General features: G+C 74.5%; 12 protein-coding genes. 5 read left to right on the top strand and 7 right to left on the bottom strand.

The genetic code is table 11. The features are described from left to right. Nucleotides 1-33: 33 nt before the first annotated feature. From WMF22_RS38795 to WMF22_RS38775, 5 genes are all read right to left on the bottom strand, one after another. Nucleotides 34-4,056 carry an AAA family ATPase gene (locus tag WMF22_RS38795; protein ID WP_438033023.1) on the bottom strand — a complete coding sequence of 1,341 codons (4,023 nt, stop codon included), beginning with the start codon at nt 4,054-4,056 and terminating at the stop codon, nt 34-36. Nucleotides 4,057-4,242: 186 nt separating this feature from the next. Continuing rightward, complete coding sequence (locus WMF22_RS38790) at nt 4,243-5,268, bottom strand: MvdD family ATP-grasp ribosomal peptide maturase (protein ID WP_437294985.1); 1,026 nt, start codon at nt 5,266-5,268, stop codon at nt 4,243-4,245. Beyond that, nucleotides 5,265-6,263 (bottom strand): MvdC family ATP-grasp ribosomal peptide maturase, encoded by a 999-nt coding sequence (locus WMF22_RS38785; RefSeq protein WP_438033022.1) that lies wholly within the window; start codon nt 6,261-6,263, stop codon nt 5,265-5,267. Before WMF22_RS38785 ends, WMF22_RS38790 begins: the two co-directional genes overlap by 4 nt. Nucleotides 6,264-6,308: 45 nt before the next feature. Beyond that, nucleotides 6,309-6,545, bottom strand: coding sequence for a microviridin/marinostatin family tricyclic proteinase inhibitor (locus WMF22_RS38780; protein WP_437294984.1), 237 nt, complete (start codon nt 6,543-6,545; stop codon nt 6,309-6,311). A gap of 393 nt (nt 6,546-6,938) precedes the next feature. Continuing rightward, nucleotides 6,939-7,154: a microviridin/marinostatin family tricyclic proteinase inhibitor gene (locus WMF22_RS38775; protein WP_437294983.1), complete on the bottom strand. Its 216-nt coding sequence runs from the start codon at nt 7,152-7,154 to the stop codon at nt 6,939-6,941. Between the two features lie 171 nt (nt 7,155-7,325). Between WMF22_RS38775 and WMF22_RS38770 the strand changes: the two genes are divergently transcribed. The 5 genes from WMF22_RS38770 to WMF22_RS38750 all read left to right on the top strand — a co-directional run bounded on the left by WMF22_RS38770 (nt 7,326) and on the right by WMF22_RS38750 (nt 18,094). Beyond that, nucleotides 7,326-8,495: an HlyD family secretion protein gene (locus WMF22_RS38770; RefSeq protein ID WP_437294982.1), complete on the top strand. Its 1,170-nt coding sequence runs from the start codon at nt 7,326-7,328 to the stop codon at nt 8,493-8,495. Next, nucleotides 8,492-11,482 carry an ATP-binding cassette domain-containing protein gene (locus WMF22_RS38765; protein ID WP_438033021.1) on the top strand — a complete coding sequence of 997 codons (2,991 nt, stop codon included), beginning with the start codon at nt 8,492-8,494 and terminating at the stop codon, nt 11,480-11,482. Before WMF22_RS38770 ends, WMF22_RS38765 begins: the two co-directional genes overlap by 4 nt. After that, entirely contained in the window at nt 11,479-13,737 is a 2,259-nt protein-coding gene (locus WMF22_RS38760) for an ATP-binding cassette domain-containing protein (RefSeq protein WP_438033020.1), read from the top strand. Before WMF22_RS38765 ends, WMF22_RS38760 begins: the two co-directional genes overlap by 4 nt. A 348-nt stretch (nt 13,738-14,085) precedes the next feature. Then, the gene (gene treZ, locus WMF22_RS38755; protein WP_438033019.1) at nt 14,086-16,032 is read left to right on the top strand and encodes a malto-oligosyltrehalose trehalohydrolase; all 1,947 of its coding nucleotides are present in this window, start codon (nt 14,086-14,088) and stop codon (nt 16,030-16,032) included. Next, the gene (locus WMF22_RS38750; protein WP_437294978.1) at nt 16,022-18,094 is read left to right on the top strand and encodes an amylo-alpha-1,6-glucosidase; all 2,073 of its coding nucleotides are present in this window, start codon (nt 16,022-16,024) and stop codon (nt 18,092-18,094) included. Before treZ ends, WMF22_RS38750 begins: the two co-directional genes overlap by 11 nt. A gap of 12 nt (nt 18,095-18,106) precedes the next feature. Here WMF22_RS38750 and WMF22_RS38745 read toward each other — a convergent pair whose 3' ends face one another. Both WMF22_RS38745 and WMF22_RS38740 read right to left on the bottom strand, forming a co-directional pair. Then, entirely contained in the window at nt 18,107-19,324 is a 1,218-nt protein-coding gene (locus WMF22_RS38745) for a cytochrome P450 family protein (RefSeq protein ID WP_438033018.1), read from the bottom strand. Between the two features lie 167 nt (nt 19,325-19,491). Then, nucleotides 19,492-20,751 carry a metallophosphoesterase family protein gene (locus WMF22_RS38740; RefSeq protein ID WP_437294976.1) on the bottom strand — a complete coding sequence of 420 codons (1,260 nt, stop codon included), beginning with the start codon at nt 20,749-20,751 and terminating at the stop codon, nt 19,492-19,494. Nucleotides 20,752-20,800: the final 49 nt, after the last annotated feature.

Below are 20,800 nucleotides of genomic sequence, written 5' to 3'. Positions count from 1 at the left end.
GCCCAGGATAGCCCATCGCGGTGACCGGCCTTGCTACCGCAGGCGGTGCTCGCGGAGCACGTCGGCCGGCACCGCCTCGCGCGCGAGCTCGCAGAGCCGCGCGTGGTGCGTGAAGAACAGCACCTGCGTCGTCCCCGCGAGCTCGCCGAGCACCGCGAGGGCAGCCCGGGCGCGGTCGTCGTCGAAGTGGATCAGGATGTCGTCCAGGATGAGCGGCATCGGCTCGCCCGTCCGCGCGTGGTGCTCGAGGCTCGCGAGGCGCAGCGCGAGGTAGAGCTGGTCGCGCGTGCCGTCGCTCAGGCCCGTCACGTCCACCTCGCGCTGCACCGGCGCCCTCGCGGGCTCCGCCGCTGGGTCCGCGGGCGCCTTCGCGGGCTCCGCCGCTGGGTCCGCGGGCGCCTTCGCGGGCTCTGGCGCCGGGTCCGCCGGAGCCTTCGCGGGCTCCGCCGCTGGGTCCGCGGGCGCCTTCGCGGGCTCCGCCGCGCCGTCCGGCGTGGGCGCCCTCGCGGCCGCTGCCCCGCCGGCCGCCGCGCCGGACGCCGCCGCGCGGACGCAGCGGAGGATCGCCTGCTCGCTCTCGTCGTAGCCCACCCGGAGGCCGGCGAAGGCGCCCAGCGTCAGGCGGTGGAAGAGCGCGCTCGCGCGCGCCAGGATCGGGCCCTGGTTGCGCTCGCGGTAGCGCTCGATCTCGCGCTCGAGCAGCACCGCGGCGAGGCGCGCCCGCACGTAGCGGCGCACCTCGCCGCGCAGGTGCGAGAGGCAGATCTGCGCCTCTGCGGCGGCCTCCGCGGCGCCCACCGTCGCCCGGAGGTGCTCGCGCTCCTGCTCCAGGCTCCCGAGCGCCCTGTCGATCCGGCGCCGCTCGTCCTCGAGCGCCGCGAGGCGCTCCTCCGCCCGGTCGAGCTCGAGCGCGAGCGCGTCCCGCTCCACTCCCGCGGTCTCCTGCTCGAGCGCCGCGATGCCCGCGCCCTCGCCCGCCTCGAGGAGCTTGCCCTCGTTCTCGACGAGCTCGCGGTCGAGCCGGCGCGCCTCGCGCGAGCGCTCCTCCGCCAGGGAGAGCGCGGCGACGTCGTCGGCGTCGTCACCGCCGCGCGGGACGCCCGCCGCCTCGAAGAGCTTGGCGAGGCGCGCCTCGGCGGCCGCGCGGCGCGCCTCCTGCTGATCCAGCTCGCGGCGCTTGTCGGCCAGGCTCCGCGCGATCTCGCCGCGCTCGCGCAGGTCGGCGCGCGCCTTGTGGTGGCGCTTGATCAGCTGATCGGCGGCCTGATCCGCCGGCAGCGGGGCGAGATCCGGCGCGTGCCGGGACGCGAGCTCCGCGACGTCGGCCGCGAACGCCCGGGCGTCGCGCTCCATGCCGCGCACCCGGCGGCGCTCGTGGGCGGCGCTGTCCGCCTTGCGGAACAGCGCGCCGAGCTCGTCGAGGATCGCCGTGGCCTCGTCCGCGGAGGCGTCGCCGGGCAGGCCGAGCGGCCGCACGCCCTCGGCCCACTCGGCCCGCCACGCCTCGAGCGCGCGCGCGTGCTGCGCCTGCTCGCGCTCGAGGTCCTCGATCTCGCGCTCGAGCTCCTTGCGCTCCCGCAGGAGCTCCTTGCGCTCCCGGGCCGCGCCCTCGATGGCCGCGAGCTCCTGCTCCGCGGCCTCGACGAGCGCCGGGAGGCGCGCCGGCGCGTCCTCCGGCGCTCCGGCAGCGTCGCCGCGCGGGCTCACGCTCGCCGCGTCGCCGCGCGGGCCCGCGCCGGCCGCGTCGCCGCGCGAGGCGCCCGGCGCGGCGCGGGCGCCCTGGAGCGCCGCGTGGAGCTCGGCGGCGTGCGCCTGCATCCGGGCCCGCAGCGCCTCGGCCTCGGCCTCCGCGGCGCGCAGCCGGTCGACCGTGGCGGTCAAGGCCGCGTAGCGGCCGAGCCAGCCGCGCATCTCCTCGGGGGAGCGCGGGGCGACGCCCGCGGGCCGCCACAGCTCGAGCCACGCGGCCTCAGCCTCCTCGGCCCTGCGCGCCAGCGCGGCGCGCTCCGCGGCGAGCTGCGCCTGGTCCGCCTGGGCCCGCGCCTCGTCCGCGAGCAGCCGCGCCAGGCGGGCGACCCGGTCGGCCTCGCGGCGCAGCCGATCGGCGAGGACGTCGGCGGCGCGGACCAGGTCGGCGTAGTCGTCGGGCTTCCCCCGGGCGGCCGGCGGCTCGTCGCGCGCGGCGAGCGACGGCCTGCGCCGCGCCCCGGGCGAGGCGGGCGCGTCCGCGCCGAGGTCGAAGAGCGAGGCGGTGTGGATCGACGCGGCCGCCGCGCGGGCGCCCGCCTTCGCCTGGAGGGCGCGCACCAGCGCCTTGAAGGCGGCGTCCCGGCGCTCGCGCGCCTCCGCGAGGTCGGCCTCCGTGGGGACGGCGCCGGCGCGCTGGAGCGCGTCGATCTCGCGGGCGCTCTCGCGGAGGCGCGCCTCGATCTCGGCGGCGCGCTCGCCGAGCCGCTCGCGCTCCCGGGCGAGCGCGCCCCACTGCGCGGCCGCCTTGTCGACCGTCTCGGGGAGCGGGACGGGCAGGGCGCTCGCCTCGGCCGCGGAGAGCGGCAGGCCTTCGGGCGCGCCGCCCGCGTCGAGGCGCGCCGGCCGCGCTGCATCGTCGACGTCGAGGCGCGTCCGCTTCGCGGCCACGCCGAGCCCGAGCCGATCGCGCTGCGCGTCGGCCTCGCGGGCGAGCTGCGCCGCCGCGGCGGCGGCCTCGCGGAGGCGGTGCTCGAGGTCGCCCTGCTTCTGCGCGCGAGAGAGCGCGCCGCGGAGCGGGGCGGGGTCCTCGCCCGGCGGCAGCTCGGCCAGCCTGCGCGCGCAGGCGTCGCGCCGCGCGCGGTGCGCCGAGAGCAGCCGCTCCACCTCGCGCGGCTTGGCCTCGGCGGCGCCGCGCTCGCGGGCGAGCTTCTTGATGCGCGCCTCGGTCGCGACGTCGACGCGCATCGCCTCCAGCCGCGCGGGGTCGTCGCCGCCGGCGAGCGAGGCGTCCCGCCCGAGCCTGCGGAGGATCGCGCGCGCGTCCTCCTCGACGCCGTGGAGCTCCGCCCGGACGCGCGGCAGATCGACGGCGGCCTTGCGGTGGCTGCCGAGCCGGGTCACGAGGCCGTCGATCGCGCCCGCGTCGAGGTCGGCGAGCGACGCGGGGACCTCCAGCGCGGCGTGGCGGGCCTCGAGCTCCGCGATGTCGGCGCGGAGCCGCGAGGCCTGGGCGCTCGCGTCGGCGGCGCGGTCCTGGGCGTCCTCGCGGTCGCGCTGCGCGCCCTCGGGCAGCAGGACGACGTGGCCGAGGGCGGCGCGCCGGCCGAGGATCGCGCGCCGCGCCTCGAGCAGCGGGAGCACCCGGAGCGCGCGCCGGAGCCGCTTGTCGGTCGACCGGAGCGCGCGCAGCTCCGCGTCGACGCGCTCCTGCTCGGCCCGCTGCTCGTCGATCTCCTGCCGCTTGCGCGTCCAGTCCGCGGGCGGGTGAGCGGCGCTCCTGGCTCCGTTGCGGGCCGCCTCGAAGGCCTTGATCGCCTCGTTGAGGGGGCGGGTCCTCGCCTGGGGTGTGAAGATCTCGTCCGCCTCCTGGCGCAGCGTGGCGAGCAGCTGCTGCAGCCCCGGCCCGCCGAGCCCCGCGCCGAACAGGCTCTGACCGACGTCGCCCTTGCCCTGGAGCAGGGCCTCGGCGCCCTGGCGGAGCGTCTCGTGGGTGAGCCCGAACGAGGTCCGGAAGAGCTCCTCCGTCACGCCGCCGAGCACCGGCGCGAGCGCGGCGTCGTCGAGGGGGTTGTCGTCCGGGTCGCGGAGCGTCTTCACGCGCCCCTTGCGGCGGACGAGCGCGAGCGCGGCGTCGCCCCTGCCCGCGAGCCGGCCGCCGACGCGGAGATCGGTGTTGTGGTGCAGGTGGGCGTCGGGCGTGATGTGCGGGATGCCGTAGAGCAGGCCGCGGATCGCCCGGAGCGCGGTGCTCTTCCCGGCCTCGTTGGGGCCGTAGACGACGTGGAGGCCCGGCGACGGCGAGGAGAAGTCGAGCCGGAGATCCGTGAAGGGGCCGAACGCGAGGAGGTGGAGCTCTAGGATCTTCACGAGATCGCTTGCCGGGCGCAGGGGGCGGTGCCCTCCCCTGAACGGATAGCAAGTGCGGAACCTCCGGGCGTTGTCAAGCCGCACCGCGCGGCGCCGGGGCGCGTTGCGCGGTGCCCGTCCGTCCGATGACGGAGCGGCAGGTCGTGTCGTCCTGGAAACGGCAGGCGGGCGGAGCCGAGCGTCCGCTCAGCGGGGCTGCGTCGCCGGCGTGTGGAGGAAGGCGCTCCACGAGCCGCGCCGGGGCGCCTTGCCGAGCAGCACCTCGGCGAGCGCCTCGCTGATGGGGAGCCCGGGGTTGCGCTCCAGCCAGAAGAACTCGCCGGACGGGTTGACCTCGAGGAAGACGTGCCGGCCGTCCGGCGTGCGGAGGATGTCGATCGCGCCGTAGTTGAGGCCGAGCTGATCCATCAGCCGGAGCACGCCCGTCTCGACGTCGGGCGGGAGCGTGTCCTTGCGCCAGGCGTCGATGAGCTCGATCCCCTGCCGGCGCCAGTCGACCTCGGCGCCGGGCGCCGCCTGCGAGTCGACCGAGGCCGTGAAGACGCGCTCGCCAACGACCGTGACCCGCAGCTCGCGCGCCTTCGGGATGTTCTCCTGGAACGTCATCGGGCAGAGCGAGAGCCCCCGCATGTCCGCGAGGTCCTCGGCCCCGAGGGCGTTCGTGAAGACCACGTGCTCCTCGCCGTCGCGGTAGACGGCGAACGACGAGAGCATCTTGGCGATCACCCCGCCCGGGCAGGTCGCGGCGAAGGCCCGCGCCGCGTCCGCGTCGTTGGTCGTGAGCGTGCGCGGCGTGTCGAGGCCGACCTCGCGCGCGATGTCGAGCTGCACCTGCTTGTTCGACGCGAAGCGCACCGCCGGCAGCGGGTCGACCTGCGGGACGCGGAACGCCGCGAGCATGCCCTCCGCGGTCTGCTTCGCCTCGTTGACCGACGCGCTCCGGAGCTGCGGATCCATCGACGCGGGCAGCCTGGCGCCGTAGGCGACCCGGCGATACCAGACGGCGGTCACCTCGCCGAGGTCGAGCGCGCCGTCCCGGGTTGTCAGCGTGGAGCGGCCCGCCCCGGCCCCCGACGAGAGCGAGAGCCGCGCCCCCGCAGGGAACGCGTCGGTGTCGAAGCGGAAGGCCCGGCCGCCCAGCCTGGCGATCGCAGCGGCGACGCGGTCGATGCACTCGTTGTCTTCGCTGTGCGTGATGATGAGGACTGTCACCGGTTCTCCGTCGGAGCGAGCAGCGCCTCCGCCAGCGCGTCGGCGATCGGCAGGCCGAGATCCCGCTCCAGCATGCCCCACTCGCCGGCGGGGTTCACTTCGAGAAAGACGTGCTCTCCGTCCGGCGTCCGGATGAGGTCGACGGCCCCGAAGACCAGCCCGAGGGCGCGGAGGAGCGCGCCGAGCCGCGCTTCGACGTCGCGCGGGAGGGCGTCCGGCTCCCACCCGATGCCGGCGTCGATGACGTCCGGGTGGCGCCAGTCGACCGCGATCGACTCGTAGCGGGTCGCGTCGAGCGCGCCCGGGAAGCACCGGCCGTCGACGCAGGCGACGCGGAGCTCGCGCGCCTTGGGGATGCGCTCCTGGAAGATCATGGGGCTCTGGCGCAGCCCCGCGAGGCCGTCGAGGTCGGCCTCCGCGACGGCGTGCGTGAAGACGAAGGGCGCGCCGCCGGCGAGGCTGGTCGAGAACGGCGTGAGCATCTTGGCGACCACGTTCCCCCCGAGGCGCGCGAAGAGGCCGCGGACCTCGGCCGGGTCGTTCGTCACCACCGTCTCGGGGACGCGAAGGCCGACCGACGCGGCCGCCGCGAGCTGGCGCAGCTTGTCCTGGGCGCGCTCCTCGGCCGCGGGCTCGTTGATCCAGCGCCGCGCGGGGAGCCCGCGCAGCCAGCCGGTCAGCGCCGCCATCGACTCGCGCACACACGCGCCGCGGTACGCCTCGGGGATGCCCTCGCCGAGGTTCGGCGCCCAGAGGCGCCGGAGCCAGACCGCGGAGATCTCGTCTCCGCCGATCTCGGCCCCGGCCTCCTCCAGGCGGCGGCGCACGCCGCCCGGCCCGAGCGCCGTCGAGAGCGTGATGTCGCGAGGGAACCGGTCGACGTCCAGGCGGACGGGGCGAGCGCCGCGCCTTCGCAGCGCCTCCGCCACGCGCCCGATCCCGAAGTCGTCCTGGGAGTGCGAGACCAGGAGGACGCCCGCGCTCGCCGTCGTCACGTCAGGGTACCTCTCTCGCACGGGCGCGGGCGGTCCATGCGGCGCTCAGATCTCGTCGCTGTCCGAGGGGGCCTTCATCGTGGTGAAGATGGGGTCTTTCCCGCCGCCCCCGCCGTCCTCCTGGTCCGACGGGTACTTCAGCGTCTGGAAGGGCGGCCTGCCGGCCTTGACGCCGGTACGGACGCGCTTCTGATCCTCCAGGAAGCGAGCGAAGAACGGCACCGCCTCGGCGTCGTCCTTCTGCTCCTGCTGCTCGGGCTCACGGTTGTCGATATCGGCCATGGGATACCTCCGGATGGTTGCGTTGCCGCGGCGACGGAGCCGCCGAGGGCAAGAGGGCTAACATAGCGAGCAGCCATGCGGGGGCGCAAGCCCGAGGCGTGATCTTTGACGCTTTTCAGCACGATTGCTGCGACTCGACGTCGCAATTCCGCGATCCCGTGATGCTGCGATTCCGCTGTTGCGGCGATCTTTCAATCTCGGGCGCTCAAAGGTGTTGAATCGTGTTGAGCTTGGTTACGCGTGGTCGCGTGGTCGCGTGGTCGCGTGGTCGCGTGGTCGCGTGGTCGCGTGGTCGCGTGGTCGCGTGTTGTTACGGGGTTACGGGATGTTGCGGGCGATTTCGGTGGGTTCCGCTCGGCCGCGGGCGGTTACCCGCCGCGCGGCGTTCGCGGTTCACTTCAGGGCCAGATCTTCGTCGCCGTCGGAGGGGTACTTCATGGTGACGTTCTCATCCCTGTCCGACGGGTACTTGAGGGTCTGGTAGATGCCGCCGGCTTTGACGCCGGTCCGGATGCGCTTCTGATCTTCCAGGTAGCGAGCGAAGAAGGGCACCGTTTCCGCCTGCTCCGTTTGCTCGTTCTGCTCGCCATCACGATCGATATCAGCCATGGGGGACCTCCAATCCAAATGGAATGACTGCCTTGCGGCGGAGCCGCGGAGGAGAGCATTCATTCGATCGGCCCGCGCTGCACGTGAAGTTTTGCCAGGCTCATCGCCTTCCCCGTCGATGGGTGCGACTTCCTGCGCATCCTTCGCTCGTGTACCTTGGCGCGACCCCTCATGCCCGCCGGGTTCTCACGCTCGATCCACGCGATCGCGACCGACGGCCATCGCGGCTCGATCGTCGGCGCCGCGCTCGGCGCGCTCCTGCTCGGAGGCTGGCTCGCGTGGTTCTTCCTCGCGCGCGTCGGGCAGTACGAGGCGAGCGTGAGCGCGCGCCTCGAGGTGGGGCAGGCGGCCCACCGCGTCGAGGCGCCCCTCGGCGGGAGGGTCGCCGCGGTCCGCCTCGACCTCCTCGGGGCCGAGGTCGCCGCGGGCGACGTCCTCGTCGAGCTCGACGTGGAGCCGCTCCGCCGCGACATGGACGACAAGCAGGCCCGGATCTCGGCCATCGCGGGGCAGATGGGGCCGCTCCGGGCCGAGATCGCGGCCCGCTCGCGGGCGCTGCGCGACGGGGCGGAGGCGGCGCGCGCGCGCATCGACGAGGCGAAGGCGCGGCTCAAGGAGGCGGAGGCGGGCGCGCGCTTCCAGGAGCTCGAGGCGGCGCGGGCCGTGCGCCTGCGGCAGGACGGGCTCGTTTCCGAGGCCGAGGCGGCGCGCCTCGCGGCCGAGGCGCTGTCGCGGCGCTCGGCGACCGAGGCGCTCGACCGCGCCGCCGCGCGGGCCGACGTCGAGCGACGCACCGGGCAGAGCGAGCAGCAGGCCGAGCTCGCGCGGCTCGACCGCGAGGCGGCCTCGCTCGAGGGGGAGCGGCTCGTGCTGGAGGCGACGATCGCGGGGCTGCTCGCCGAGATCGAGCGGCGCAAGATCCGCTCGCCCATCGCCGGGCGCGTCGGTGAGATCACGGTGCTGCGCGCCGGCTCCTTCGTGCGCGAAGGGGACGTCGTGGCCGCCGTCGTGCCGCCCGGCGAGCTCAGGGTGATCGCGGAGTTCCCGCCCTCCTCCGTCGGGCGGATCCGCGCGGGGCAGGCGGGGCGCCTGCGCCTCGACGCGTTCCCCTGGACCGAATACGGCACGCTGGCCACCACCGTCGAGCGCGTCGCCAGCGAGGCGCAGGAGGGCCGCATCCGCGTGGAGCTCGGCGTGCGCCCCGATCCCGCGTCGCCGATCCCGATGCAGCACGGGCTGCCCGGCAACGTCGTCATCGAGATGGAGCGCGTCTCGCCGGCGTCGCTCGTGCTGCGGGCGGCAGGGCAGATCGTGAGGGTCCGCGGCGGAGCGGACGGGTGAGCCAGGGGACGGCGGGCGCCGATCGACGATCTTCGCCACGATCCGCGCCGGAGCGAGCCGCGAGCGCCGATCCCCGCCGCCGGCCGCCGAGCCCGCGGCGGAGGCTCCTCGCGCCGGAGGTCGTGCAGACGTCGGCGATGGATTGCGGGCCCGCCACGCTCAAGTGCGTGCTCGAGGGCTTCGGCGTCGGCGTGAGCTACGGGCGCCTGCGCGAGGCCTGCCAGACCGACGTCGACGGCACCTCCATCGACACCCTCGAGGACCTCGCGGAGCAGCTCGGGCTCGTGGCCCAGCAGATCCTCGTGCCGCCGGAGCACGTGCTCCTCGACGAGGCGCAGGCGCTGCCCGCCCTGGCAATCGTGCGGCAGTCGACCGGGCCGCTCCACATCGTCGTGATCTGGCGCCGGCACGGCGGCCTCGCGCAGATCATGGACCCGGGCACGGGGCGGCGCTGGGTCACGCGACGGCAGCTCGAAGCCGAGCTCTACCAGCACGAGCTGCCCCTGTCCGCGGCGGACTTCCGCGCGTGGGCCGCGAGCGACGGGTTCACGCGGCCGCTCGGGCGCCGGCTCGCCTGGCTCGGCGCTGGGGCGCGGCCGATCGAGGCGGCGCTGTCGGACCGGGACTGGCGAGCGATCGCCGCGCTCGACGCCGGCGCGCGCCTGGTCACGTCGCTCGTGCGCTCCGGCGGCCTCGAGCGCGGACGCGAGGCCGCGCGCGTGCTGGGCGCGCTGCTCGACCGAGACGGCGAGGCCGCCCGGGAGGAGATGATCCCGCCCGGCTTCTGGACGGCGCGTCCGGGGCCGGCCGATCCGTCCGGGGAGGCGATGGTCCTCACGCGGGGCGCCGTGCTCGTGCGGATCCGCGGGCGGCGGCCGCTCGGCTTCGCCCGCGCGCCGGCAGGCCGCGACGGCGCGCCGGGCGCCTCCGCCCCCGAGCCTCCGGCGCACGCCGAGGCGGTCGCTCGTGGTGAGGTGGCTGCTCGCGGTGAGGTGACCGCTGGCGGCGAGGCGGCTGCTCGCGGCGAGGCGCGCCTCCCCCCCGACCTCGCGGCCGCCCTCGCGGAGCGCGAGGTCCCGCCTGCGCGCGCGCTCCTCCGGATGATCCGCGAGGACGGCCTGCTGACGCCCGCCGTGCTCGCCGGCGCGCTCCTGCTCAGCGTCGCGACGGTGGTGCTGGAGAGCCTCCTCTTCCGGGGCCTGCTCCAGATCTCGAGCGATCTCGCGCTGTTCGAGCAGCGCCTCGCCGCCCTCATCGCCCTCGCGGCGTTCCTCGCGGTGGAGCTCGCCCTCGATCTCTCGCTGACCACGGGGATGATCCGGCTCGGGCGCCACCTCGAGGTCCGGCTGCGGATGGCGTTCCTCGCGAAGATCCCGCGCATCGGCGATCGCTACTTCCAGAGCCGCCCGGCCTCGGACATGGCGCAGCGCGGCCACAGCTTGCACGTGCTGCGCGGCCTGCCCGCGTTCGGCGGCCAGATCGCGCGCTCGGCGCTCGACCTCGCGGTGACCACGGCCGCGATCGTCTGGATCGATCCCGGGAGCGCGCGCCTCGCCGTGCCGGGCGCCGCGCTCGCGCTGGCGCTGCCGTTCGCGGGGAACCGCGTCCTCGTCGAGCGAGACCTGCGCGTCCGCACCCACGCCGGCGCGCTCACGAGCTTCTACCTCGACGCGCTCCTCGGCCTCGTGCCGATCCGGGCGCACGCGGCGGAGCGGGCCGTGCGGCGCGAGCACGCGGGCCTGCTCGGGGAGTGGGCGCTCGCCGGCCGCGCGCTCCTCCGCGCCGCCCTCGCCGTCGACGGGGCGCAGGCGCTGATCGGCTTCGCGCTCGCCGCGTGGATCCTCGGCGATTTCCTCGCCCGCGGGGGCGCCCTCTCGCGGGCGCTCCTGCTCTTTTACTGGGCGCTCGCGCTGCCCGCCATCGGGCAGGCGCTCGCGAGCACGCTGCTCCAGTACCCAGGGCACCGCAACACGGCGCTGCGCTTGCTCGAGCCGCTCGGCGCGCCGGAAGAGCTGCGCGCCGGCGCCCCCTCGCGCGCCCCCGTCGCAGCGGCGCCGCTCGCGCAAGGGAGCGCCGGCGGCGCGGGCTGCGCGATCACCTTCGAGCGCGTCCGCATCCAGGCGGCCGGCCACGTGATCCTCGACGGGGTGGATCTGAAGATCGCGGCGGGCAGCCACGTGGCGATCGTGGGCTCCTCGGGCGCGGGGAAGTCGAGCCTCGTCGGGGTCCTGCTTGGCTGGCACCGGGCGAGCGAGGGCAGGGTGCTCGTCGACGGCCGCCCCCTCGACGGCGAGCGGGTGCGCGCGCTGCGCGAGGAGACAGCGTGGGTCGACCCGGCGGTCCAGATCTGGAACCGATCGTTCCTCGACAACCTCCGCTACGGCGCGCCCGACGACGCGGCCGACTTCGGCGCCGTCGTCGAGGAGGCCGAGCTGCGCGAGGTGCTGGAGCGGCTGCCGGAGGGGCAGAAGACCCTGCTCGGCGAGGGCGGGGGGCTCGTCTCTGGCGGCGAGGGTCAGCGGCTGCGCCTGGGCCGGGCGATGCTGCGGAGCGAGGCGCGGCTCGCGATCCTCGACGAGCCGTTCCGCGGCCTTGACCGGGAGCGCCGCCGGGCGTTGCTCGCCCGGGCGCGGCGGCGCTTCCGGCGCGCGACGCTCCTGTGCGTCACCCACGACGTCGGCGAGACGCGATCGTTCGAGCGGGTGCTCGTCGTGGACGGCGGGCGCGTTGTCGAGGACGGGGCGCCGTCCGAGCTCGCGGCGCGCCCCGGCTCGCGCTACCGCGCGCTGCTCGAGGCCGAGGCAGCGGTGCAGCGAGGGCTCTGGTCGAGCGGCGGGTGGCGCCGGCTGAAGGTCGCGCGCGGGCGCATCGCCGAGGCGGCGGGGGAGGGCGGCGGAGCGACGGGGGAGGGTGGCGGAGCGCCAGCGGAGGGTGGCGGAGCGCCAGCGGAGGGTGGCGGAGCGCCAGCGGAGGGCCAGCGGAGGTGACCGCCGAGGCGCAACCCGGGTGGGAAGCCCGGCCGGACGGGGCGGAGGCGCAACCTGGGTGGGGGGCCAGGCCGCAACCTGGGTGGGGAGCGCGGCCAGACCACGCGGTCGATCCGCTCGGCGCCCTCGAGTGGCCGGCGGAGCGCCTCGGCGACGCGCTCGAGGCGCTCGCGACGCAGGGCGGCCTCGGCCCGCGCGCGGTCGCGGCGCCCATCCCGGCCGCCGGGCACCTCCGCAGCGCGGACGCGCTCGGGGCGTGGATCGATCAGGCCGCGGCGTACCTCGGCGTCGAGGCGGAGCCGATCGCGGCGCGCTACGACGAGATCGGCGAGGCGCTCCTCCGCGTCGCGCCCGCGCTCGTGTGGCTGCGCGACGGCGGCGCGCCCCGCTTCCTCGCCGTCGTGGGGCGCAGGGGGCGCGACCTCGCCGCGCTCCGCGCCGACCGCTCCGCGGCGCGCGTCCCGGTCGAGGCGATCGCCGGCCGCATCTGCCGCCCGATCGAGGCGCAGGTGCTCCCGGAGATCGAGCGCGTCCTCGCGCGCGCGGCCGTGCGGCCGCGGCGGCGCGGGCGCGCGCGGCGGGCCCTGCTCGACGAGCGCCTCGGGCCCGTGATCATCGACGGCATCTGGAGCCTGCGCCTGCCGCCGGGCGCGCCGCTCGCGCGGCAGGCGCAGGCCGCGCGGATCCCGCGCCGCCTCCTCGGCCTGCTCGCGGCCCACGCGGCGGCCTACACGCTCTGGATCCTTGTGTGGATGACCGTGGGGCGCAGCATCCTCGACGACCACCTCGACGAGGGGTGGCTCGTCGCCGGCGCGCTGCTGCTCGCGACGGTCGTGCCGCTGCGCCAGCTCATGGCGTGGCTGTCCGGCCTCGTCGCGATCGACTCGAGCGCGCTGGTCAAGCAGCGCCTGCTCTCGGGCGCGCTCGCGCTCGACGCCGAGGAGGTGCGCAGCGAGGGCGCGGGGCGCTTCCTCGGCCGCGTGATCGAGTCCGAGGCGATCGAGGGGCTCGCGATGGGCGGCGGCGTCGCGGCGGTCGCGTCGGCGTTCGAGCTCGCGGCGGCGGCGGCCGTGCTCGCCCAGGGCGCGGCGGGCGCGATCCACGCGCTGCTGCTCGTCGCCTGGGCGGCGCTGGTCCTCGCGCTCTGCGTGCGGTTCTACCGGCGGCGCGCGCGCTGGACCGCCGCGCGGCTCGCGATGACGCACGACCTCATCGAGCGCCTCGTCGGCCACCGGACCCGCCTCGCCCAGGAGCGCCACGGCCGCTGGCACCACGGCGAGGACGAGGCGCTCGCCCAGTACCTGCTGCGGTCGCGCGACATCGACCGGAGCCAGATCGAGATCGGCGCGCTGATGCCGCGCGGCTGGCTCATCGCGGGCATCGCCGGCCTCCTGCCGCCGTTCCTCGCGGGCACCGGCTCCGCCGGGGCGTACGCGGTGGCGCTGGGGGGCGTCCTGCTCGCGAGCCGCGCGCTCCAGGGCCTCTCGGGCGGCCTGTCGAGCCTCGCCAGCGCGGCGATCGCGTGGGAGCAGGTCTCCACGCTGTTCCAGGCGGCCGCCCGCGGCGGGCCGCCGCCGCCGCCGCTGCCCCCCGACGCGGGGCGATCGCCGGCCCGCGCGCGGGGGGGCGACGCCGAGGCCCGCGCCGTGGTCCTGGAGGGGCACGAGCTCTCGTTCCGGCACAAGGGACGGGCGCGCCCCGCGGTCGTCGACGTGTCGGTGCGGATCGCGGCGGGCGACCGCCTCCTGCTCGAGGGGCCCTCGGGCGGCGGGAAGTCGACGCTGAGCGCGCTGCTCTCGGGGCTTCGCGCGCCCGACGCGGGGCTGCTGCTGCTCAACGGGCTCGACCGCCACATGCTGGGCGCCGCCGCGTGGAGGCGCCGCGTGGCCGCGGCGCCGCAGTTCCACGAGAACCACGTCCTCGCCGGGACGTTCGCGTACAACCTGCTGATGGGCAGGCGCTGGCCGCCGAGGCCCGACGACCTCGCGGAGGCCGAGGAGATCTGCCACGAGCTCGGCCTCGGCGAGCTGCTCGGCCGGATGCCGGGGGGGCTGGAGCAGGTGGTGGGCGAGACGGGCTGGCAGCTCTCGCACGGCGAGCGGAGCCGGCTCTACATGGCGCGCGCGCTGCTGCAGGGCGCCGAGGTCGTCGTGCTCGACGAGAGCTTCGCCGCGCTCGACCCGGAGACGCTGGAGCGAGCGTTGCGCTGCGTGCTCCGGCGCGCGCGCACCCTCGTCGTCATCGCCCACCCGTAGCCGCGGAGAGCGCGCTTCATCGCCTTCCATCGCAAGGCCGTCAAGCCCACTTCATCGCCTCTCCCCATCTCGATGGGTCGACTCCTGTCTCGCTCAATCTCTTTCGTGTCCTCGAACACGCGCCTTGCGCACGGAGGAAGCCCAGCGGCGCGCGCGCTTCAGAGCGAGCTCACGTCGCGCAATTTCGCCACACAGACAGCGCTGGCCTCGATGTCGGTTTGCTCCTGATCGCTCTCAGGCAGCTCCGTAAGGCACGTTGCGCTCGACAGCTGAGCAGTGATGTCGGTAGCGTCGTCATGTGCATATAGGCGCTGGACGTCATCTGTGTTGCGCCTAGAATTCATTTCAATGCTGGAGCTCAAGACGGAGAGGCGGTTGCCCATCGGCGCAGAGGTGCTCGTCGGGAAAGGAGTCCACTTCCGTGTCTGGGCGCCAGCCAGGCGCAAGGTCGAGGTCGTCCTGGAGGCCGGGCCGGGGAGCGGCGGGGCCGCCCCGCTGCGGCCCGAGGAGGGCGGTTATTTCGCGGGGCTCGTCGCGTCCGCCGCGAGCGGCACCCGCTACCGGTTCCGGCTCGACGACGGCGAGGCGCTCACTCCCGATCCCGCCTCGCGGTCGCAGCCGGAGGGGCCGCACGGGCCCTCCGAGGTGATCGATCCCGGCGCGTTCTCATGGAGCGACGCGGCATTCCGGGGCGCCCCGCTGAAGGGGCAAGTCGTCTACGAGATGCACATCGGGACCTTCACCCGGGAGGGCACATGGGAGTCCGCCGCCCGCGAGCTGCCGGAGCTCGCGCGGATCGGCATCTCCGTGATCGAGCTGCTGCCCATCGCCGAGGTCCCCGGCCGCTTCAACTGGGGGTACGACGGCGTGAACCTCTTCGCGCCGACGCGCCTCTACGGCAGCCCGGACGATCTCCGCCGCTTCGTGGACGCGGCGCACCGCGCCGGGATCGCGGTGATCCTCGATGTCGTCTACAACCACCTCGGCCCGGACGGCAACTACCTCGGCCAGTTCTCCGGGGACTACTTCACCGATCGTCACAGGACGGACTGGGGAGCGGCGATCAACTTCGACGGCCCGCGATCCGAGGCGGTGAGGGAGTACTTCATCACCAACGCCGGCTACTGGATCGACGAGTTCCACCTCGACGGGCTCCGGCTCGACGCGACGCAGAACATCTACGATGGCTCGAAGGACCACATCCTCGCCGCCGTCGCGCGCCGCGTGCGGGAGGCGGCGAAGGGCAAGGAGACGTTCCTCGTGGCCGAGAACGAGTCGCAGGAAGAGTGGCTGATCCGCGCCGCCGAGCGGGGCGGCTACGGGCTCGACGCGATCTGGAACGACGATTTTCACCACAGCGCCAAGGTGGCGCTCACCGGCCGGAGCGAGGCCTATTACAGCGATCACGAGGGCTCGCCCCAGGAGCTCCTCTCCGCCCTGAAGCACGGGTTCCTCTTCCAGGGGCAGCGCTATCAATGGCAGAAGCAGCGGCGAGGGACGCCGGCGCTCGGCGTCGAGCCGGCCCGCTTCGTCCTCTTCCTGGAGAACCACGATCAGGTCGCCAACACAGCGCGAGGCGAGCGGCTCTGTCACATCGTGAGCCCGGGCAGGCTCCGGGCGATGTCGGCGGCCCTGCTCCTCGCCCCGGGGACACCCATGCTCTTTCAAGGGCAGGAGTTCGGGTCCTCCGCGCCGTTCCTCTTCTTCGCCGACCATAGCCCCGAGCTCGCCCCGCTCGTGCGCAAGGGCAGGGCGGAGTTCCTCGAGCAGTTCCCGTCCTGCTCGGCGCCGGAGGTCCGCGCGCAGCTCGACGATCCGAGCGACCCGCGGACGTTCGAGCGCTGCAAGCTCGATTTCTCCGAGCGCGAGCGGAACGCCGCCCTCTACGCCCTCCACGAGGACCTCATCGCGCTCCGCCGGCGCGACCCGGTGATCCGGGCCCAGCGCCCGCGCGGCGTCGACGGGGCCGTCCTCTCGGCCCACGCCTTCCTCCTGCGCTACTTCGGCGACGACGGCGACGACCGGCTGCTCCTCGTCAACCTCGGGCGGGACATCCATCGAGGGTCGTTGCCGGAGCCGCTCTTCGCCCCGCCGCCCGGGCGCCGCTGGGAGACGTCGTGGTCCAGCGAGTCCCCCCGCTACGGGGGCCAAGGCAGCCCACCTGTCATCACCGAGGAGGGCGTCCACATCCCGGGCGAGGCGGCGATCCTCCTCCACCCCGTGGTCGGGACGCCGGTGCCCGAGAAGACGAGCGCGAGTCCGCGCCCAGAGGAGCCCAGGAAGCATGTACGCTGACGAGATCTGCCGGAGGATGGTCTGGTCCCGGGGCGCCGCCCCCACCTCGCAGGACGACGCCGAGCGCGGCTCGGACCCGCTCACGCGGGAATGGCTCGTCACGAACGGACTCGGCGGTTACGCGTCGGGCACCGTCTCCGGCGCGGTGACCCGCCGCTTCCATGGACTGCTGATCTCCGCGCTGCCGGCCCCCCTCGGCCGCACCATGATGCTCAGCGATCTCTCCACCCGGATCTTCACCGCGGAGGACGGGGTGTACCAGGTGGGCGGTCAGGAGCCCTGGCTCGACGACGGCGCCGCGCAGGTCATCGATCTCGCCGAGTTCCGCCTCGAGGCCGGGCTCCCCGTCTGGCGCTACGAGGGCGCGGGGGTGGCGATCGAGCGGCGCCTCCTCCTGCCCCACGCGCAGAACACGGTCCATGTCACGTACACGCTCGTCGAGGGGACGGGCCCTGTGCGGATCGAGCTCCAGCCGTGGGTGAATTTCCGGCCGCACGAGGGCGCGCTCGATCGGCCGGTGGCGGGCCCCTATGCGCTCACCGTGGTCGAGGATCGCTACGAGCTCGCGTCGCCGGGTGACCTGCCGCCGCTCCGGCTGAAGGTCCAGGGCGCTCGGGCCGAGTTCAGGATCGAGAGCGCCCGCCTGCGCAACGTCCGCTACCGGATCGAGCAGAGCCGCGGATACGACGCCGTCGGCGAGTTCTACAGCCCTGGCCTCTTCAGCCTCGAGCTCCCGGTCTCCGGCAGCGCGACCTTGATCGCGTCCACGGAGGCCTGGGAGACGCTCAACGCCCTCTCCACGGACGAGGTGCAGCGCGCGGAGCGCAAGCGCCGGACGCGGCTCCTGCTCGCCGCGGCGCCCGAGGTCCGCACCGGGCCGGCGGCGGAGCTCGTCCTCGGCGCCGATCAGTTCCTCATCAGCCCCGCGGGCCGCGTCGAGGACGCCGCCCGCGCCCGGGCCGCGGGCGACGAGGTGCGCACCGTCATCGCGGGCTATCACTGGTTCACCGACTGGGGCCGCGACACCATGATCAGCCTCGAGGGGCTGACGCTCGTCACCGGGCGCCACACCGAGGCGGGCTACATCCTCCGCACGTTCGCCCATTACGTGAAGGACGGGCTCATCCCCAACATGTTCCCGGAGGGCAAGAACGACGGGCTCTACCACACAGCCGACGCCACCCTCTGGTTCTTCCACGCGCTCGATCGCTACCTGGCGACCACCGGGGATCGCGAGACGCTCCGGCTCATCCTCCCCACGCTGATCGATATCGTCGAGCACCACACCCGCGGGACGCGCTTCGGCATCCGCGCCGACCCGCAGGACGGCCTGATCCGCCAGGGGGAAGAGGGATTTCAGCTGACCTGGATGGACGCGAAGGTCGGCGACTACGTGGTCACGCCACGCCGGGGGAAGCCCGTGGAGATCAACGCGCTCTGGTACAACGCCTTGCGCCTCATCGAGCGCTGGGCGCGCGAGTCCGACGGCGACGGCGCGGCGAGGCGCTACGGCGCGGCCGCCGAGCAGGTCAAGGCCTCCTTCAACCGGCGCTTCTGGTCCGAGGAGCACGGCTATCTCTACGACGTGATCGACGGCGAGCAGGGCGCCGACGACGCCTTCCGTCCGAACCAGCTCCTCGCGATCTCGCTGCCTCACCCCGTCCTCGATCCCGCGCGCTGGAAGGGGATCGTCGATCAGGTGAAGGAGCGGCTCTGGACGCCCGTGGGCCTCAGGTCGCTCGCGCCGGGGCACCCGGACTACAAACCGAAGTACTTCGGCGACCTCCGCGCGCGGGACATGGCCTATCACCAGGGCACCGTGTGGGGGTGGCTCATGGGCCCGTTCATCGACGCCTGGCTGAAGGTGTATCCCACCGATCTCGCCGGGGCGCGGCGCCTGCTCGAGGGCTTCGCGCCGCACCTCGACGAGGCCTGCGCCGGCTCGATCAGCGAGATCTTCGACGCCGAGCCGCCGTTCACGCCCCGCGGGTGCGTCGCCCAGGCGTGGAGCGTGGCGGAGGTGCTGCGCGCCTACGCCAGGACGGCCCCCTCGGGGGGCTGAGCGCTCGCCCGCTCAGAACGCCACAGGCACCGCCGCCGGGCCGCGGATCGTGGGCCATTCGCTCCATACGATGTCGCGGGGCGGGACGGCGAGCTCGATGCGCGGCAGCCTCCGGAGGAGCGTCGAGAAGGCGATCGCCGCCTCGATCCGCGCGAGCATCGCGCCGAGGCAGAAGTGGATGCCGCCCCCGAAGCCGATGTGCCGGTTCGGCGAGCGGCCGATATCGAAGCGATCCGGATCCGGAAAGTGCTTTGGATCCCGGTTCGCGGCCATGAGCCCCGCCGCGACCCCTTCTCCCGCCGGCACGCGGGCGCCGAACAGCTCGATGTCCTCGAGCGACCAGCGGATCATCGAGAGCTCCGCCGGCCCCTCGCAGCGCAGCACCTCCTCCACCGCGGAGCCGACGAGCCCGGGGTCCTCGTCGAGCCGGCGCCGCTCCGCGGGGTGCGAGAGCAGGAGGAACATGCCGCTCGCGATGAGGTGCACGGTGGTCTCGTGGCCCGCGACGAGCAGCAGGAACACCATGCTCGAGAGCTCCGCCGGGCTCAGCTTGTGCTCCTGCTCCTCGGCGAGCAGGAGGCCGCTGATCAGGTCGTCGCGCGGGGCCTTCCGGCGCGCGTCGGCGAGCGCCCGGAAGTACGCCGCGAACTCCTCCACCACGGGCTGGGCGCGCTCCACGAACTCGCGATCTTTCGCTGGCGCGAGGAGGATCTTGGTCCACCGGCGGAACCGGCCGCGATCCTCGACGGGGAGGCCGAGCAGCTCGGCGATCACCGCGGTGGGGAGCGGAAACGCGAAGTCTGCCACGAGCTCCATCCGGCGCCGGCCTTTCACCGCGTCGATGAGCCCGTCCGCGATCTCCTGGATGCGCGGGCGCAGCCCTTCCATCATCCGCGGCGAGAACGCCCGCTGGACGATGGCCCTGAGCCGCGTGTGATCCGGCGGATCGGCGTCGAGCATGTGCTGATCCATGAAGGTCGTGCGGTCGCTGAGCGGGAAATAACGCCGGCGCACCTCGTCGGGGAGCTTGCGGAAGTCGCGGAACAGGCGCGGATCCTTGAGGAGGTCCACGCAGTCGTCGTAACGCACGGCCACCCAGATGGGCACGTCGAGGCGGGGGTGAATGAGGCGATGCATGCGCCCCGCGGCCCGCATGCGCGCGTAGATCGCGTGCGGCTCGGCGCGGCTGCTCGGATGGAACAGCTCCGGAAAAGCGTCCTGGTCGACCATGATTCCCCCGTTTCATGGCGTCCGGACGTTCGAGGTGATCTCGCGTCACGCCGGATCGCGAGGTGTGCATGGTGGAGAACCGCGCGCCGTCAAGCCGCGGCCGGAGGGCTGCGCGCCGTCGACCGTCGAGCCGCGGCGTCGGAGCTCGAGCGGGCCGCGCCCGACCTTCAGGGCGCGTCGCTCGCGCCGAGCAGCCGCGAGATCAGCGTGTGCTCCACGTCGTCGAGCGCCTCGCGCAGGAACGCCGGGTCGTCGAGGCGGATCGCGTCGTCCCCCTCGCGCGCCTCGACGGGCAGCTTGCTCCTGAGGCTCGCGAACTCGCGCAGCAGCGAGGACAGGCCCGCCTCGTCGTCGCGCAGCGCGCGCAGCGACCGCGTGAGCTGGCCGATCGCGTCGTCCCGCTCCTCGAGCGCGCCCACCTGGAGCGGCGAGATCGTCCGGGAGAGCACGCGCTCGATCCAGAGCGCGCCGCCGAGATCGTTGGCGATCGCGCGGATCTGCCCCGTCCAGCGCTCGAAATCGGCGCGGAGCGCGGCGTGCGCCTTCGTCGCGCCGCACAGGAAGACCCGCGCGGCCAGCGTGCGCCCGTCCGCCTCGGCGAGGCGCCGCTCGAGCTCCTCCCGCGTCAGATCCACGATGTCGTCCGCGCTCGCGGCCGGGGAGAGATCGACCTCGCAGGCGCTCCAGCGCACGACGTCGAGGGGGCGGTGCTCGACCGAGGTGATGCGGCCGTCGTCCACCGCGACGAGGAGGGCGCCCTTCTCGCCGGTCTCGCGGGCGTGGCGGCCCTGGAGGTTGCCGGGGAACGCGATGTACGGATCGCGCGAGAGCACCTCCCGGGTGTGCACGTGGCCGAGCGCCCAGTAATCGTATCGCTTCCCGACGAGGGTGTTCAGGCTGCAAGGAGCGTAGTTGTCGTGGCCCTCGCGGCCGCCCAGGCAGGTGTGGAGCATGCCGATGTTGAAGAGGCCCGCCCGCGCGTCCGGATAACCTGCGGCGAGATCGTCGGTGACGGCCTTGGTCGCGAAGCTCTGTCCGTGGACGGCGACCCCGAGCCGATCGAAGACGATGGATTCCGGGCGGCGGGGATCGAGCCGCCGGGCGTTCTCGGGGAGCTCCAGGTGACGCGTGATGTTGCTCTCGGCGTCGTGATTGCCATAGAGGAGCACGACGTCCACCCGGGCGGCGCGCAGGCGGGAGAGCTGCGCGGCGAAGAACAGGCCCGTGCTGTAGTCCTTCCAGTCGCCGTCATAGATGTCACCCGCGAGGAGCAGGAGATCGACCTCCTCGGCGAGGCAGAGGTCCACGAGGTTCTCGAGCGCGCGGCGGGTCGCCCCGCGGATCTGCTCGACGGGGGCGCCCGGGTAACGGTCGAGCCCGCGGAGGGGGCTGTCGATGTGGAGGTCGGCGGCGTGGACGAACTTCATGGGCAGACGCGGCCCGAGCTTAGCCGCTCGGCGCCGGGAGCGCTGCTCA

Origin of the sequence: Sorangium sp. So ce204, from assembly GCF_051526795.1 — a bacterium.
In the GTDB taxonomy this organism is placed as follows: Bacteria; Myxococcota_A; Polyangia; order Polyangiales; family Polyangiaceae; genus Sorangium; species Sorangium cellulosum_B.
This window is presented reverse-complemented; position numbering and strand designations above follow the sequence as displayed.